Genomic DNA, 16,167 nt, shown 5'->3' on the forward strand with positions numbered 1-16,167 from the left:
CTTCGCCCGGGGTGAGTCCCGGGATGAAGCGCCGCGCCCCCGCCCCCGTCAGAGCCCGGGGCGACGGGCGGAGGCGGTCGTCACGCCCCGCAGGATCACCGGGTGTCGATCACCCGAGGAGGACCCGTGACCCGCTCTGCCGCCCACCCGCCGACCCCGCACCGTCTCGACGTGCAGGGCCTCCGGGCCCTCGCCGTCGTCGCCGTCGTCGTCGCCCACGCCACCGACCGGCCGAGCGGCGGGTTCACCGGCGTCGACGTCTTCTTCGTGGTGAGCGGCTTCCTGATCACCGAGCTCCTCGTCCGCGAGCGGGCACGGACGGGGACGATCTCGCTCTCGATGTTCTACCGCCGCCGGGCACGGCGCATCCTGCCCGCCGCCCTCGTCGTGCTGGCCGCGACCGTCGCCGCGACGTTCGCCCTGTACGGCTCGGGCCGCGGCGGCGTCGTCCTCCGCGACGCCGCCGCCTCGCTCGGCTTCGTCGCCAACTGGCGGTTCGCCGCCACCGGCACCGACTACTTCACGGCCGACGGCCCCGTCTCGCCGCTCCAGCACTTCTGGTCGCTGGCGGTCGAGGAGCAGTTCTACGTCGTCTGGCCCCTGCTCGTGATCGGCGCCGTCGCGCTCGCGACGCGTCGTCGGCGCGGCGAGCTGGGCCTGCGGGCGCGCCTGTACGCCGGAGCGGCGATCGCGGTCGTGGGGGGCGCCTCCTTCGCGGTGGCCCTCGTGCAGTCGGCGTCGTCGCCGACCGTCGCCTACTTCTCGACCGCCACCCGGGCCTGGGAGCTCGCCCTCGGCGCCGGCCTCGCCCTCGCCGCGCCCGCCGTCGGCCGTCACCTGCCGGGCTGGTCGCGCCCCGCCCTGGGCTGGGCCGGAGTCGCGGTGATCGTCGTCGGCTTCGCCACGGTCAGCGAGTCGGCCGGCTTCCCCGCCCCGGGCGCGCTGGTGCCGACCCTGGGCACGCTGCTCGTGCTCGCCGCCGGCATCGACCACCCGCAGCGCTCGCTGGTCGTGCTGACGAACCCGGTCTCGCGCGCGGTCGGCGACGCGTCGTACTCGATCTACCTCTGGCACTTCCCCGTCGTCGTGCTGCTCGCGCCCTACCTGCGATTCCTGCTGGGAGACGCCGCTCCCGAAGCGCTCGTGACGACGCTCGTGCTCCTCGTCACCGCCGTGCTCTCGGCCGTGTCGCACCGTCTCGTCGAGCAGCCCGTGCTGCGCAGCTCGTGGCTGCTGCCCTCGACGGACCGCCGCCGGGGCGGTCGTCGCGCCGCCGCCTCCCGGCGCTCCCGGCCGCTCGTCGTGGCCGTGGCCGCGACGGTCGCCGTGCTCGCGGTCACGGGCACGGCGATCGCGTCGTCGGGCGGTGCGCCGGCCGACTCCGCCGCGCCGACCGCGGCCGTCGTGCCCGCCCCGCCCGAGGGCGAGGGGGGCGGCGCCCCGGAGGCCGGTGCCGCCCAGGCGCAGCTGACGGCCGAGATCTCCGCCGCGCTCGACGCCGAGAGCTGGCCCGAGGCGGTCGCCCCCGCCGCGGAGAGCGGCCGCGAGGGAGCCGCCCCGGGCAACGCGGGGCGCTGCGGGTCGGTGACGCTGCTGCCCGCCGCGGAGTGCACCTTCGGCGACCCCGACGCTCCCCGTCGGGCCGTGCTCGTCGGCGACTCGATCGCCCAGGCGTACGTGCCCGCCCTCGCCGAGATCGTCGGCACTGGGGAGTGGTCGCTGCGCATCGTGTCGATGTACGCCTGCCCGTTCGTCGACCTCGAGCTCTCCGACGACGCCGCCCGCGCGGCGGCCTGCCGCGACCGCCGCGAGACCGAGTACCGCGTGGTCGAGGAGACCCGGCCCGACGTCGTCTTCGTCGGCAACACCTTCACCCGCGAGGTCGACGCCGCCACCGGCCGCCAGGCCACCCTCGACGCCTGGTCGGGCGCGTTCCGGTCGATGCTCGAGCGCCTCGGGGCCAGCGCCGGCCAGACCGTCGTCCTGTCGCCTCCCCCCGCCGGCTCCGACGTGCGGGAGTGCTTCAGCCAGTTCGCCGGGCCCGAGGCCTGCGTGAGCCGTGTCTCCGCGTCGAGCTGGCCCTCCATGGCCCAGGACCAGGTCGCGACCGCCGAGGCGGTCGGCGCCGTCTTCGTCGACGTGCGCCCGTGGTTCTGCGACGCGCAGGGCTCGTGCCCCGCCTTCGCCGGGGACACCCTGACGAAGAAGGACGCCCTGCACCCGACGAGCGACTGGATGCGCAAGATCACCCCGGTCGTGCGGGAGGCGCTGGTCGCCGAGGGGGTCGTCGGCCTGTGAGCCTCCTCGCCGCCGCCCCCGCCGCGCCCGCCGCCCCGCGCCCCGCACGCCCCGCCCCGCACCTCGCGCTCCGCTTCCGCCCCGACGTCGAGGGGCTCCGGGCGCTCGCCGTGCTGCTGGTGCTCGCCGACCACCTCGTCGGCGCCCCCTCCGGCGGGTTCGTCGGCGTGGACGTCTTCTTCGTCCTCTCCGGCTTCCTCATCACCGGGCTCCTGCTGCGGGAGGCCGAGACCACCGGGCGCGTCGACCTGCTGGCCTTCTACCTGCGGCGCACCCGCCGCATCGTGCCGGCCGCGCTGCTCGTCGTGGTCGTCACCGTCGTCGCGTCGGCCCTCGTCCTGCACCGCGTCGGCGCCCTCCGCGTGCTCGGCGACGGGGTCGCGTCCGTGCTCATGGTGCAGAACTGGCACCTGGTGCGACGCGGGGTGAGCTACTTCGGCGGCGACGGCACCGGCTCGCCCCTGCTGCACTACTGGTCGCTCGCCGTCGAGGAGCAGTTCTACGTGCTCTGGCCCTGGCTGTTCGTGGTCTGGGCCTGGTCACGTCGGCGCTCGCGACGGCGCACCGCGGCCGGGTCGACGACGCCCCGCCCGGGCACCGGGCGCAGCGTGCTGCTGGTGGTCGTGCTCGCGGCGACCGCCGCCTCGTTCGGGGCCTCCGTCGCGGAGACCGAGCTGCGCCAGGGCTGGGCCTACTTCTCGTTCCAGTCGCGCGCCTGGGAGCTGGGCGTGGGGGCGGCCGTCGCCGTGGCGGCCCCCGCCCTCGCCCGGGCGGGCCGGGCAGGGCGCACCGTGCTCTGGTCGGGCGGCCTGCTCGCGATCCTCGCGTCGGCCGTGCTCGTCGGCCCCGAGCACGCCTTCCCCGGCGTCGCCGCGCTGCCGGTCGTGCTCGGCACCGCCGCCCTGCTCGCGTCGGGAGGTGCCTCCGGCGGGCGGCGCCTCGCCCCCGTCGTGCTGCTCGACAACCCGCCGATGCGCTGGCTCGGCCGCGTCTCGTACTCCCTCTACCTCTGGCACCTGCCCGTGTTCGTCCTGCTCTCGGCCGTGTGGCCCGACCGCGGCCTCGCCGTCGCGGGGCTCGCGGCCACGGTGTCCGTCGGCCTCGCCGCCCTCACCCACCGGTTCGTCGAGCAGCCCCTCCGCCACGGCGCCGTCGGTCTGCGTGGCCGCTCGGCCGACCCCCGGGCGGAGTCGCGGGCCGAGTCGCGCGCGGAGGCCCGGACGGAGGCGCGGCCCCGGTCGCACGGCCTCCTGGCCGGGACGACGGTGGCGGTGGCGGTGCTCGGCCTCTCCGCCGTGCAGCTCGTCGGCCCGGCGACGTTCCCGCTGCCCGCGCGGGCTCCCGCGGAGCGTGCCGCCGCCGCGCCGTTCCCCGACGAGGCCGCCCTGCGCGCCGCCGTGCAGGAGGCGGCGGACGCGGAAGGCTGGCCGGCCCTCTCGCCGTCGCCGGACGACGTGTCGCTGGCCGACGGCGCGGCCGCCTCGGCCGGCCCCGGCTGCCTCGTCGACCCGGTGGGCGCCTCCCCCCGGTCCGTGGCGGAGGCCGCGGCGGCCTGCACCGCGGGCCCCGAGCACGCCGAGCGCACCGCCGTCGTGCTCGGCGACTCCATCGCGACCAGCTGGCTGCCGGGGATCACCGGCGCGCTGGTGCCGGAGGGCTGGCGGGTGGTCGGCCAGGGCCTGCAGAGCTGCCCCGCCGTCGACGTGCGCACGACCGACCGGCTCGAGCGCGCCTCCTTCGCCGACGACTGCGCGGCCGCCCGCGACGCCGCCGTGGAGCGCGTGGTCACCGAGGCCCCCGACCTCGTCGTGCTGTCGAGCTCCCTCGGCGCGTACCAGCGGCTGACCGGGCGGGGCGACGAGGCCGACGCGGCGGGAGCCTGGCGGGAGGGCACGGCCCGCACCGTGGCCGAGCTCGCGGCGGCCGGCGCGACCGTCGTCGTGCTCAGCTCGCCGCCCGAGTCCGCGCCCGCCGCGGAGTGCGCCGTGCGCCCCCGGGGGCCCGCGACGTGCCTGAGCACGCCCTCCCGCGCGTGGGTCGACAAGACGGCCGCGGAGCAGGAGGCCGTGGCCGGCCTCGCCGACGGCTCGACGCCCGGGGCGCCGCTGCGCGCCCGGTTCGTCGACACGGCGCCCTGGACGTGCACGGACGAGCTGCGCTGCCCGGCCTTCGTCGGCGACGGCCTGGTCAAGGTCGACGCCGGGCACCTCGCCGAGCGGTGGTCGGCCTCGCTGGCGCTCGTCCTCCGGGCGGCCCTGCTCGACGGGGCGGGGGACGCCCGGTGAGCGGGCTGACGACGGGGCCCGACGCGGTCGGCCCGGCCGGCGACGAGGGCCCCGGGGCGCCGCTCCGCGTGGTCCACGTGCTCGACTCGTTCACAGCCGGCGGCGCCCAGGCGGTCGCCGTGCAGCTGAGCGCCTGGCTCGCCGCACGCGGCGCCGAGGCGCACCTGCTCGGCGTCGACGGCCCGCTGGCCGCGGACGCCCTGCGGGCCCTCGGGCCCGCGCGCGTGCACGTCCGCCCCGGGACGGTCGCCGTCGGGGGCTCCGTCGGGCGTTTCGTCGCGGGCCTGCGCGCACTCGACCGGGCCTGCCGCGAGGTCCGCCCCCACGTCCTCCACGCGCACCAGCGCCGCGAGGCCCTGCAGTGCCTCCTCGTCGGCGCGCGGCACGGCGTGCCCGTCGTCGAGCACGCCCACACCTACCTGCCCCGCGCCGGCCTCCGGGCGTTGTCGTTCCGGAGCGCCGCCGTGTTCGCGGTCAGCGACCACGTCGGGGCGATGATCGCCGACCGGTTCGGTCGTCGGGACGGCGTCCTCGTCGTCGGCAACGCACCGGCCCGGACGACAGACCGGCCCGTGCTGCCCGTCCCGCCGCCGGGCGGCCGCCCCCTGCGGATCGTCGGCCTGGGCCGGCTCGTGGAGCAGAAGGACCCGCTCCGCTTCGTCCGCGTGGTGGCGGCGGCGGCCCGGGTCGTCGACGTCGAGGCGGTGTGGCACGGCGACGGTCCCCTGCTCGACGAGGCCCGGGCGCTCGCCTCCCGCCTCGGGGCGCCCGTCGTCTTCGCCGGCCACGCCGACGACGTGCCGGCGAGGATCGACGCGGCCGACGCCCTCCTCATGACCTCGGCCTGGGAGGGGCTCCCCCTCGTGGTGCTCGAGGCCTTCGCCCGGCACCGGCCGGTCGTCGCGACGGCGGCCTCGGGCGCGCCCGGCGCGCTGGGCGACGGCCGCGCGGTGGTCGTGCCCGACGACGCCGACGACGAGACCGCGGCCCGCCTGCTGACCACCGCCCTCGCCGACCGGACGAGGACGACCGAGCAGGTCTCCCTCGCCGCCGGGTGGCTGGCCCGCCGGGCCACCCCCGACGCCGTCTTCGGCCCCGTGCTGCGGACCTACGATGAACTGCGGCGCCGCGCCGCACCGAGAGGGCGACGACCGTGAGCCACCAGACCGACCCCGCCCTCCTCGACGCCCTCGACGCCCTGACCGTCACCGCGATCGGCTGCCGGGTGGTGGTCGGGCTCGTGGGCCTCGACGCCGGGCAGCGCGCCGACCTCGCGACGTCGTGGGCGTGGTGCGAGCCCGTCCTCGAGCGTCGACCCCGCTCGGAGTGCGACGCCGTGGCCGTGCTGCGCGGCGACGGCGACGCCCCGGCGGGCGCCGACTCCGACGCACACGCCGACGCGCCCACCCTCGTCGTGGCCGACGCGCTCGACCAGCTCACGGAGACCGTCACGACCGTGGTCACGCAGCTCGCCATCGACCAGCGCCGCGACGACCTCCTCCTGCTGCACGCGGGCGGCGTCGCCGACCCCGTCACGGGCGCCGTCGTCGCGTACGTGGCCCCGTCCGGGCACGGCAAGACGACGGCCTCCCGCGCCCTCGGCCGCACCCTCGGCTACGTGACCGACGAGACCGTCGCCGTCGGCGACGACGGCCTCGTGGTGCGCTACCCCAAGCCCCTCTCGGTGCGGGGCCCGGCCGCGCCGGGGGCGTCTCGGCCCAAGGCGCAGGTCTCGCCCGACGCGGCGGGGCTCCGACGGGCCCCCGACGGGCCCCTGACGCTCGCTCGCGTGGTGCTGCTCGACCGTGACCCCGCCGCGACCGAGGTGACGGTCGGCCCGATCGGCCTCGCCGAGGCCGCCGCCCGGCTCTTCCCGCAGATCAGCTACCTCGGCGCCCGCGCCCGCCCGCTGCGCCGGCTGCAGGCCCTGCTCGAGCGCACCGGCGGCCTGCTCGTCGTGCGCTACGCCGAGGCAACGACCCTCGAACCGGCCGTGCGCGAGCTGCTCGCCGTGTCGGCACCGGCCGCGACGCCGGGGGGCGAGGGCCCCGGGGAGGCGACGGTCGGGCTCGACGCGCACCGCGCCTCCCCGGGGGCGCCGGGCCCGACGCACGGCGGGGGCGTCCTCGTCGCGACGGCGGTGGACGACTGGGTGGCGGACGCCGGCTCCGTCGTGGTGCTGCACCGCGACTCCCTGCGGACCCTCTCGGGCATCGGCGTCGCCGTGTGGCACGCGGCCCGGGCCGGCCGCACGCTCGACGAGTCCGTGGCCGCCGTCGTGCGCGAGCACGGCCTGCCGGGCGACGGGCCCGAGGCGGTCGCCCGGGCCCGCGAGCTCGTGCTGGCCGCCGTCGCCGAGCTCGTCGCCGCCGGCCTCGTGCGTCAGCGCTGACCGGGCGGCCGCGACCGCGGCCCCGTCAGCGTCAGCGTCAGCGTCAGCGTCAGCGTCAGCGTCAGCGGCCCCGTCAGCGTCAGCGTCAGTGTCAGCGGCGAGCGCCGCGGCGACGCCCGACGGCCGCCGTCACGGCCGCGGCGAGCGCGTCGTCGAGCCCCCGGAACTCGGCGCGCACGTAGGCGTCCAGTCGTGCACGGGCCCCGCCGACCGCGCCCGGGCGCCGGTCGGCCAGACCCTCGACCACCCGCGCCAGCGCCTCCGGATCGGCGGCGGGCACGGTCACCAGCTGTCCGCCGACGAGGTCGCGGAGCTCGTCGAGCGCCGCGCTCTCGCGCGTGACGACGACGCGCCCGGCCGCGAGCCCCTGCCAGACCTTGTTCGCGATGACCGAGCCCGCCTTCTCCGAGTCGCCGAACAGGCCGAGCACGACGTCGTGCCCGGCGATCAGCTCGCCCAGGCGCTCCGGGCTCGTGGCCGGCAGGAAGGCGACCCGGTCGTCGACGCCGAGCTCCGCCGCGAGGGCCGCGGCGTCGGCCTCGCCCCCGGCCCGGTCGGCGCTGCCGACGACGGTCAGGGCGACGTCGGCCCGTCGGGTCGCCGCGACCCCGCGGACGATCGTGGGCACGCCGTGCAGGGGCAGGAACGACCCGTAGAAGAGCAGGCGGAGGCGCGGGTCGGGCGTCAGGGGCCGCTCGCGCGCCCAGGTCGGCGCTCCCACCGGCAGCGACAGGACGGTCGCGCGCGGGTGCCGCCGGCCGAGGTGCTCGGCCCGCACCCGCGTGTCGACGAGCGCGACGTCGGCGGCGCGGACGGCGACCCGGTCGACGAGCGCCCAGAGCAACGCGCGCGGAGACCACGGGGCCCGGAAGCCCTGGTCGCCCACGAGGGTCTCGTGCTTGCCGATGAACACGTCGACGACCAGGGGCAGGCGGCGCACCCGGGCGACGGCCCACGCCGCGGCGACGAAGTCGAGCGACATCTCGGAGACGAGCACGACGTCCGCCGCCCGCGAGCGCACGACGAGCGCCCGGAGGTCGACGAGGTGGCGTCGGGGGCCGCGCGCCCGCTCGTGGAGGTCGACGCGGTGGCCGCGGGCCTCGAGGTGCTCGCGCACCCGCACGTTGCGGGGGTAGCCCGGGTCGTGGACGCGCCACTGGAGCACCCGGAGCCCGGCTCCGGTCGCCGCGCCGTGCGCGTCGCCGCCCGCCCCCGCGGCGCCGAGGGCGCGCGCTGCCGAGCGTCCGCGCCGCTCCGCGACGGCCCGCCCGAGCGACCGCAGCTGCACGACGAGCACGGCCGCCTCGGCGACCACCTCGCCCGCGAGGGCACCGACGACGCCGCCCTGGTGGCCCAGCAGCAGGATGAGCGGAACGCCGACGAGCGCCCCGACGAGCGCGCTCCGCGCGAGCCCCCGCACCTCTCCCACCACGACGAGCGCGATGCCGCCGACCGCCCGCGACAGGCTCACGACCACGACGAGGGTCGCGCTGATCGCGGCCTCGCGGTGGCCGAGCGTCGCGACGCCGGAGAACACGACGGCCGACAGCCACGGGCCGGCCACGGTCAGCACGACGCCCGCCGCGGCCCCGACCAGGCCGTTCACGACGATCGCGACGCGGGCACGGTCGAGCCGGTGCTCGACGCCGGCCGGGGCCCCGACCCAGCCCTGGAGCGCGTTCGGCACGGCCTGCAGGCCGGAGAGGAGCATGCGCTGCAGCCGCTCCGCCGCGGCGAAGACGGCGGTCACCGAGGTGCCCGCCACCGCGCCGACGAGCACCACCGGGAGGGCGATGTAGGCGGCGCTCAGCGCGCGCCCGGTGAGCGCGTGGCGTTGCCCGGCGAGGGCGCCGAGCACGCGCCGGGGCGTCAGCCCGGCCGCGTGACGGGGCCGCACCCCGACGACCGCGAGCCCGACGACCGGGCAGACGACCGAGGGCAGCAGGCACGCGGCGACGAACCACCAGAGCGAGCCGCCGAGCGACACGGCCAGGGCCGCGACCACCATCGCGGCGATGCGCGGCCCCGCCTCGACGGCGAGCACGAGCGACGGGCGCCCCGTGCCGATGAAGAGCCAGGTGGCGTTGAGGCTGCTGAGGGCGCCGCCCGCCGCGATCAGCAGCGCCTCGACGGGGTGGCGGGGCACGAGCAGGGCGACGGCGAGGGCGACCACCGCGAGCGTCGGCACCGCCGCGACGAGCTTGGTCGCCGTCACGAGCGCGAGGAGGCGACGGCGCGCCTCCGGGCCCTGTCGCGCCGCCCGCTGGGTGCCGGTGAGGCCCCAGCCGAGCTCGACGACGACGGCCGCGGCGGCGCCGAGCGACTGGGCCACCGCGACGCTGACCCACGCCCCCTGCCCGAAGGCGGCCGTGATCGCGGGGAGGACGAGCAGGGGCGCGACGGCGGTGAGCAGCGGCAGGGCGACGAAGCCGCCGAGCCGGGCCGCGGCGGACGAGACCGGGCCGCGCGCCCCTCCGCGCCCGGGAGCGGGCGGGTGAGGTGCAGGAGGCGCGGCGGGCGCGGGACGGTCGGCGGCGGTCGGGTCGGGCATCGGGGCACCTCGGTCGGGGACGGTCCTCGGCGGGACGGGACGGAGCAGGACTCCCAGGGTGCGACTCCCCCGTCGCGCGCCCGGGGGGCTCGGGCCTGGCCCCGCGGCCCCGGCCCCGCGACCTCACCCCGGCCTTCACCCCGGGACGCCGCGAGCCCCCCACCCGGGTCGGGCAGGGGGCTCAGGTCGCGCCGAGGCCGCGGTGGCGGCGGGTCGGCGGGGAGGGCGGCCTACGCGGGCACGGTGCCCGCGAACAGGTGCGTGCTGCCGTCGGGGGCGCCGCCGATGGCCGTGGCCGGCACGACGGTCGGGTTCGCCCCGCTGCCGAGCTGCCACGCGCCGCGGTTGTCGGTCGCGACGTACGAGTGGCCCCAGACCTCACCGGTCGCGGTCACCATCGTGTAGGCGATCTGCGGGTCCTCGCCGGCGCGGTGGGCGCTGGCCGCCGAGATGCCGACGACGGCGCCCGTCGCGCCCTCGGCCTTGCGCGCGATCGGGTCGAAGCCGTCGCCGTACGACCAGGCACGCCAGAGCTGGCCGCCCTTGGCGTAGTAGTGCACGCTGCCCGTCGCGTTGCCGCCGATCGCCGTCGCGGGCCGCACGGCGCCGTCCACGCCCGTGTCCTGGAGCTCCCAGGGCACCTCGTTCGCGAGGGTGCTCGCCGAGGCCCACAGCTGGCCGGTGCTGGTGATCGCCGTGGCCGCGAGCTGGCCGGCCATCTCCGGGTGGTAGGCGTTGACCGCGTCGATCTGCACGACGGCGCCGTCGACGCCCTCGAGCTGGCGCTCGGGCGAAGCCGCGGACGCCCCGGTGTTCGTGACGAGCCAGAGCTGGCCGTCCTTCACGTAGCGGTGCTGGCTCGTGCCGCCGGGGCCGCCGACCGTGGTGGCCGGGCGGACCGACGACGAGGCGCCGGTGTCGACGAGCCGCTCGCTCGTGCCGGTGTTGAACGACGCGCGCGCCCAGACCTGCCCGGTGCTCGTGACGGCCGTGAAGGCCAGGGTGGTCGTCGCCCCCGAGAAGTGGCCGTTCGCGGCGGAGACCTGGGTCACCGAGCCGGTCGCGCCGGTGAGGAGGCGGTTCGGCCCCGCGCCGGTGCCGGCACCGCCGTACCACCACAGCTGGCCGTCCTTCACGTAGAGGTGGTAGCTCCAGCTGCCCGTGTTGCCGATGGCCGTGGCGCCCTCGACCGCGGGGTCGGCCCCGGTGTCGACGAGGCCCCAGCCGGCGGCGGCGCCCCGGGTCGCGCCCAGCGCCCAGACCTCGCCGGTCGTGGTGACCGCCGTGTAGGCGACCTGGCCCGGCTGGCCGGGCAGGGTCACGGTCGCGGCGGAGACGTGCGCGATGTTCCCCGTCGCGTCGGGGATCTGTCGGGCGGCCGGCTGGTCGCCCGTGCCCGCCGTGACGGGGACGAGGAAGAGGCCCTCCTGCACGACCGTGACGGTGGCGGTGACGGGCGCGACGCCGGCGACCGTGGCCGTGAGGGTGACGACGCCTCCCTCGGCGGCGCTCGCGACGAGGCCGGTGGCGACCGCGACTCCCGCGGCGTTCGTCACCGTCGTCCAGGTGGTCGAGCCGCCGAACGAGGCGGGGCCGGTGACGGTGAAGGTGACGGTCTCGTTCGCGAGCGGGACCCCGTTCTGCGAGAGCACGAGCACGCTGGCGTCCGACAGGTCGGAGCCGAGCGCCCGCGGCAGCTCGTTCGAGAAGCCGATGGTGGCGCGGGCGTTCGACGACGCCGCGTGGGCGGGGGTCGCGAGGGCGATGCTCACGACGGGCACGGCCCAGGCCGCGGCGGTGACGACGGAGCGGCGCGAGGGCCCGGCGTGCCCCTCGACGACGGACGGCGGGGCGGCCGGGTTCACGGGCAGGGAGCGATGACGATCGGTCACGGTGGGGGTCCTCTTCGTAAGGGGGGGTCGACGACGACCAGACGTCTCCCGTCTGGCTCGTGTCGGCACCCTGACCCCTCCGCCGGGGTCCGTCACCGCGACTCCCGCGCCCCCGCGCCGTCGGCGCACCGACATTTCACCCGCTCCGTCACCTGGCGGCGACGCGGGGCCGGGCGGAGTCGCGGGGCCGAGAGCAGGGCGCGGTCAGGCGCGCGGCGGCCCCGCGCTCTCGCGGACGACGAGGTGGGTCGGCACGATGCGGTCGGCCGACGGCTCCTGCCCCTCGAGCATCTCGAGCAGCACGTGCATCGACCGCAGCCCGATCTCGCCGAAGTTCTGGTGCACGGTCGTCAGCGGCGGCCAGAACGAGCCGGACTCCTCCGTGTCGTCGAACCCGACCACGCTGACGTCGCCGGGGATGGAGCGGCCGAGCTCGTGCAGCGCGTGCATCACGCCGAGCGCCATCTGGTCGTTCGCCGCCACGACGCCCGTGACGTCGTCGCGACGACCGATCTCGAGCCCGATGCGGTAGCCGGAGGCGGTGGTCCAGTCCCCGCCGAGGGGCGCCTCCGGCTCGAGCCCGGCGTCGCGCATCGTGTCGAGCCACGAGGTCGCGCGGCGCGTGGCCGAGTACGAGGTGGCGGGCCCGGCCACGTGCACGACGCGGGTGTGGCCGAGGTCGAGCAGGTGCTGCGTGGCCAGGCGCATGCCCTGCTCCTGGTCGGTGTCGACGACGACGTAGGGGTCGACCGCGTCGGAGTCGATGATGACGACGGGCAGGCCGACCGGGACGATGAGGTCGGCGCGGTCGAGCATCTGCGCCTCGATGATGATGACGACCCCGTCGACCGCCTCCTCCTGCAGGCGGCTGAACGCGCCCGCCACCTCGCCCTCGGTGGGGTGCGCGACCGGCATCAGGGTGATCGTGTAGCCCGCGCCCGAGGCGGCCGTGACGATGGCGTCGAGGGTCTTCATGTTGCCGAGGGTCGAGAGCGTGAACATGATCACGCCGATGCTGCGGAAGCGCCCGGTCTTCAGCGCCCGGGCGGCGCTGTTCGGCCGGTAGCCGAGCTCGGCCATCGCGTCGAGCACCCGCTGACGCGTGCCCGCCTCGACGTTGGCGGCGCCGTTCGAGACCCTCGAGACCGTCTGCGACGACACGCCGGCGCGCGCCGCGACGTCCGCCATCGAGACGGTGCGCGTGCGGGAGGGGCGCCGGCTGCTCGACTTGACGATCGGCGTCGAAGGTGTCATGGTTGCGAGCATCCCAGATGTTTACGCAAACACCCAATCAGTGGCTGCGAGACGAACCCCGACGAAGTGGATGGACATGACGACGTTGTCGACACCGGCAGCCCGGCCGAGGGCCGAGGCAGCCCCGAGCTCCGTGGGCGGCGGCGCCCCGATCCGTCGCGACAAGCGTCGCTGGACGGGCTGGGGCTTCGTCCTCCCCTTCCTCGCCGTCTTCCTCGTGGTGCTCGTCGCCCCGGTCGTCTACGCGATCTACCTCAGCCTGTTCCAGGAGAAGATGATCGGCGGCAACGCCTTCGTCGGCATCGCGAACTACGCGCAGGCGCTCAGCGACCCGAACTTCTGGGACGCCCTCGGCCGCGTCGCGCTCTTCCTCGTCGTGCAGGTGCCGATCATGCTGATCATCGCCCTGGTCGCCGCGCTGGCCCTCGACTCGGCCCGGCTGCACCTCACGTCGTTCTTCCGCATCGCGATCTTCCTGCCCTACGCCGTCCCCGCCGTGGTCGCCGCCCTCATGTGGGGCTTCATCTACGGCAACCGCTTCGGGCTCGTCGGCAACCTCGAGGACGTCACGGGGTGGGCGCTCCCCGACCTGCTCTCGCAGGGCTGGATCCTCGCGTCGATCGGCAACATCGTCACGTGGGAGTTCGTCGGCTACAACATGCTGCTGTTCTACGCCGCCCTCCGCGTCATCTCGCCCGACCTCTACGAGGCCGCCGAGCTCGACGGCGCCGGCCCGCTCCGCATCGTGAAGGACATCAAGCTGCCCGCCATCCGCGGGGCCATCGTGATCGGCATCATCTTCTCGATCATCGGCAGCTTCCAGCTCTTCAACGAGCCGAACATCCTGCAGACGCTCGCGCCGAACTCGATCAGCACGTACTTCACCCCGAACATGTACGCCTACAACCTCTCGTTCGCAGGCCAGCAGTTCAACTACTCCGCCGCGATCGCGATCATCATGGGCGTCCTGACGATGGTCGTCGCCTACGTGGTCCAGCTCGTCGGCTCGCGGAAGGACGCCTGACCATGTCGACCCTCACCGGTTCCCCCCTCGCGGCGCCCGACGCCGGCACCCCGACCGTCACCCCGACGCGCGAGACGCGCGACCGCAAGCGCCGCGCCGGCGCCCCGCGCGACAAGCGCAGCGTGCTGCTCACGCTCGTCATGGCGCTGCTGCTCATCTACTCGGTGCTGCCCCTCTTCTGGCTCCTGGTCAACTCGACCAAGACGCAGGAGGCCCTCTTCAGCTCGTTCGGGCTCTGGTTCAGCGGCGACTTCGCCCTCTTCGACAACATCGCGGGCGTCTTCACCTACGGTGACGGCGAGTTCATCCGCTGGCTCGGCAACACGCTCCTCTACGTCGTCGTCGGCGCCGGCGGCGCCACGCTGCTCGCCACCCTGGCCGGCTACGGGCTGGCCAAGTTCGACTTCCCCGGCAAGAAGGCGGTCTTCGCCGTCGTGCTCGGCGCCGTGGCCATCCCCGGCACGGCCTTGGCCGTCCCGACCTTCCTGATGTTCAGCCAGATGGGCCTGACGAACACCCCGTGGGCGATCATCCTGCCCTCCCTGATCAGCCCCTTCGGCCTGTACCTGATCTGGACGTACGCGGTCGACTCCGTGCCGAACGAGATCCTCGAGGCCGCCCGGATGGACGGCTCCAGCGAGGTGCGCACCTTCTTCACGATCAGCCTGCGCCTCCTCAGCCCCGGCCTCATCACGGTGCTGCTGTTCTCGATCGTCGCGACCTGGAACAACTACTTCCTGCCGCTGATCATGCTGAGCGACTCGCGCTGGTACCCGCTGACGGTCGGCCTCAACCAGTGGAACGCCCAGTCGACCACCGTCGGCGGCGACCCGATCTACAACCTCGTCATCACGGGCTCGTTCCTCGCGATCATCCCGATCGTGGTCGCGTTCCTCTTCCTCCAGCGCTACTGGCAGTCCGGCCTGTCGGCCGGCGGCGTCAAGGCCTGACGCCGTCGCGACCCGCGCCTCCCTCGTCCTCCCCCCTGCACCACCACCCGCACCATCACCCGCACCATCACCACGGCACCACCTCCACGATGAAGTGAAAGGCACCACAATGTCCCGTTCCCTCCCCCGCTCCGCCAAGCGCGCCATCGCGCTGGGCCTGGGCGTCGTCCTCGCCGGCTCGCTCGCGGCCTGCTCCTCCGGCTCCGGCGGCGGCTCGAGCCCCGACACGGCGTCGGCCGACGAGCTCGCCGCGGCCCTGACGGAGAAGTCGACGATCACCGTCTGGGCCTGGGCCCCGGCCGTCGAGCCCATCGCCGAGGCCTTCGAGGCCAAGTACCCCGACATCACCGTCGACGTGCAGAACGTCGGCACCGGCGCCGACCAGTACACCAAGCTGCAGAACGCCATCAAGGCCGGCAAGGGCGCGCCCGACGTGGCCCAGGTCGAGTACTTCGCGATCCCGCAGTTCTCGCTCAGCGACTCGCTGGCCGACCTGAGCGGGTTCGGCTACGACGACCTCGAGGACGACTTCACCGCCTCCACCTGGAACTCCGTCACCGACGGCGACGCCGTCTACGCGCTCCCCCAGGACTCCGGCCCCATGGCGATGTTCTACCGCCAGGACGTCTTCGACAAGTACGGCATCTCCGTGCCGACGACGTGGGACGAGTACGTCGCGGCCGCCGAGACCATGCACTCGGCCGACCCGAACCAGTTCATCACCAGCGACACCGGCGACGCCGGCTTCACCACGAGCATGATCTGGCAGGCCGGCGGTCAGCCGTACAAGGTGGACGGCGAGACGGTCTCGATCGACCTGCAGGACGAGGGCGCGAAGAAGTGGACCTCGACCTGGAACACGCTGGTCGAGAACGGCTCGCTCGCGCAGACCCCCGGCTGGACGGACGAGTGGTTCCGTGGCCTCAGCGACGGCTCGATCGCCACGCTGCTGACGGGCGCCTGGATGCCCGGCAACCTCGAGGCGCAGGCCGCCGAGGGCTCCGGCCAGTGGCGCGTCGCCCCCATGCCCCAGTACACCGAGGGCGACACCGCGACCGCCGAGAACGGCGGATCGTCCATCGCCGTGATGGAGCAGTCGTCGAACAAGCTCGTCGCGGCGGAGTTCACCAAGTTCGCGACCGCGGAGGAGGAGGGCAAGCAGATCTCGTTCGACGCCGGCGGGTTCCCCTCGACCACGTCCGACCTGAACGACCCGGCCTTCCTGGCCGAGGCCCCCGAGTACTTCGGCGGCCAGAAGATCAACGAGGTCCTGTCGCAGGCCGCCGCCGACGTGGTGCCCGACTGGCAGTACCTGCCCTTCCAGGTCTACGCGAACAGCATCTACAGCGACAGCGCGTCGTCGGCCTACTCGAACGGCACCTCGCTCGACCCCGTCCTCGAGGCGTGGGGCAAGGCGTCCGCCGACTACGGCACGCAGCAGGGCTTCGACGTCACCACGAAGTAACGCCCGCGCTCCCGGGCACCGGGCGGGGAGGCACGACGCAGGTCGCGCCTCCCCGC

10 protein-coding genes are annotated in these 16,167 nt (G+C 75.7%); 7 read left to right on the forward strand and 3 right to left on the reverse strand.

What is annotated here, in order from left to right:
* Nucleotides 1-126: 126 nt before the first annotated feature.
* The 4 genes from IFT45_RS17680 to IFT45_RS02150 are packed head-to-tail and all read left to right on the forward strand — an operon-like array spanning nucleotide 127 to nucleotide 6,975.
* Nucleotides 127-2,298, forward strand: coding sequence for an acyltransferase family protein (locus IFT45_RS17680; RefSeq protein WP_192126449.1), 2,172 nt, complete (start codon nucleotides 127-129; stop codon nucleotides 2,296-2,298).
* Nucleotides 2,295-4,583 carry an acyltransferase family protein gene (locus IFT45_RS02140; RefSeq protein ID WP_192126451.1) on the forward strand — a complete coding sequence of 763 codons (2,289 nt, stop codon included), beginning with the start codon at nucleotides 2,295-2,297 and terminating at the stop codon, nucleotides 4,581-4,583. The genes IFT45_RS17680 and IFT45_RS02140 overlap by 4 nt, the downstream gene beginning before the upstream one ends.
* On the forward strand, nucleotides 4,580-5,740 hold the full coding sequence (locus tag IFT45_RS16700) for a glycosyltransferase (RefSeq protein WP_197982108.1): 1,161 nt from the start codon (nucleotides 4,580-4,582) through the stop codon (nucleotides 5,738-5,740). The genes IFT45_RS02140 and IFT45_RS16700 overlap by 4 nt, the downstream gene beginning before the upstream one ends.
* Nucleotides 5,737-6,975: a hypothetical protein gene (locus tag IFT45_RS02150; RefSeq protein ID WP_192126453.1), complete on the forward strand. Its 1,239-nt coding sequence runs from the start codon at nucleotides 5,737-5,739 to the stop codon at nucleotides 6,973-6,975. The genes IFT45_RS16700 and IFT45_RS02150 overlap by 4 nt, the downstream gene beginning before the upstream one ends.
* A 91-nt stretch (nucleotides 6,976-7,066) precedes the next feature.
* Here the strand turns inward: IFT45_RS02150 and IFT45_RS02155 are convergent, their stop codons facing one another.
* From IFT45_RS02155 to IFT45_RS02165, 3 genes are all read right to left on the reverse strand, one after another.
* The gene (locus IFT45_RS02155; protein ID WP_192126455.1) at nucleotides 7,067-9,526 is read right to left on the reverse strand and encodes a polysaccharide biosynthesis C-terminal domain-containing protein; all 2,460 of its coding nucleotides are present in this window, start codon (nucleotides 9,524-9,526) and stop codon (nucleotides 7,067-7,069) included.
* Nucleotides 9,527-9,756: 230 nt separating this feature from the next.
* Nucleotides 9,757-11,418 (reverse strand): hypothetical protein, encoded by a 1,662-nt coding sequence (locus IFT45_RS02160; RefSeq protein ID WP_192126457.1) that lies wholly within the window; start codon nucleotides 11,416-11,418, stop codon nucleotides 9,757-9,759.
* Between the two features lie 204 nt (nucleotides 11,419-11,622).
* Nucleotides 11,623-12,672, reverse strand: coding sequence for a LacI family DNA-binding transcriptional regulator (locus tag IFT45_RS02165; RefSeq protein ID WP_185233606.1), 1,050 nt, complete (start codon nucleotides 12,670-12,672; stop codon nucleotides 11,623-11,625).
* Nucleotides 12,673-12,748: 76 nt separating this feature from the next.
* Between IFT45_RS02165 and IFT45_RS02170 the strand changes: the two genes are divergently transcribed.
* The 3 genes from IFT45_RS02170 to IFT45_RS02180 all read left to right on the forward strand — a co-directional run bounded on the left by IFT45_RS02170 (nucleotide 12,749) and on the right by IFT45_RS02180 (nucleotide 16,111).
* Nucleotides 12,749-13,696 (forward strand): carbohydrate ABC transporter permease, encoded by a 948-nt coding sequence (locus IFT45_RS02170; protein ID WP_192126459.1) that lies wholly within the window; start codon nucleotides 12,749-12,751, stop codon nucleotides 13,694-13,696.
* Between the two features lie 2 nt (nucleotides 13,697-13,698).
* Nucleotides 13,699-14,646, forward strand: coding sequence for a carbohydrate ABC transporter permease (locus tag IFT45_RS02175; RefSeq protein WP_056056922.1), 948 nt, complete (start codon nucleotides 13,699-13,701; stop codon nucleotides 14,644-14,646).
* 109 nt (nucleotides 14,647-14,755) lie between these two features.
* A complete protein-coding gene (locus tag IFT45_RS02180; protein ID WP_192126461.1) occupies nucleotides 14,756-16,111 on the forward strand; it encodes an ABC transporter substrate-binding protein in 1,356 nt (451 codons plus the stop codon).
* Nucleotides 16,112-16,167 lie beyond the last annotated feature (56 nt).

The organism is Frigoribacterium sp. CFBP 13707 (genome assembly GCF_014842245.1).
Classification (GTDB): Bacteria; Actinomycetota; Actinomycetes; order Actinomycetales; family Microbacteriaceae; genus Frigoribacterium; species Frigoribacterium endophyticum.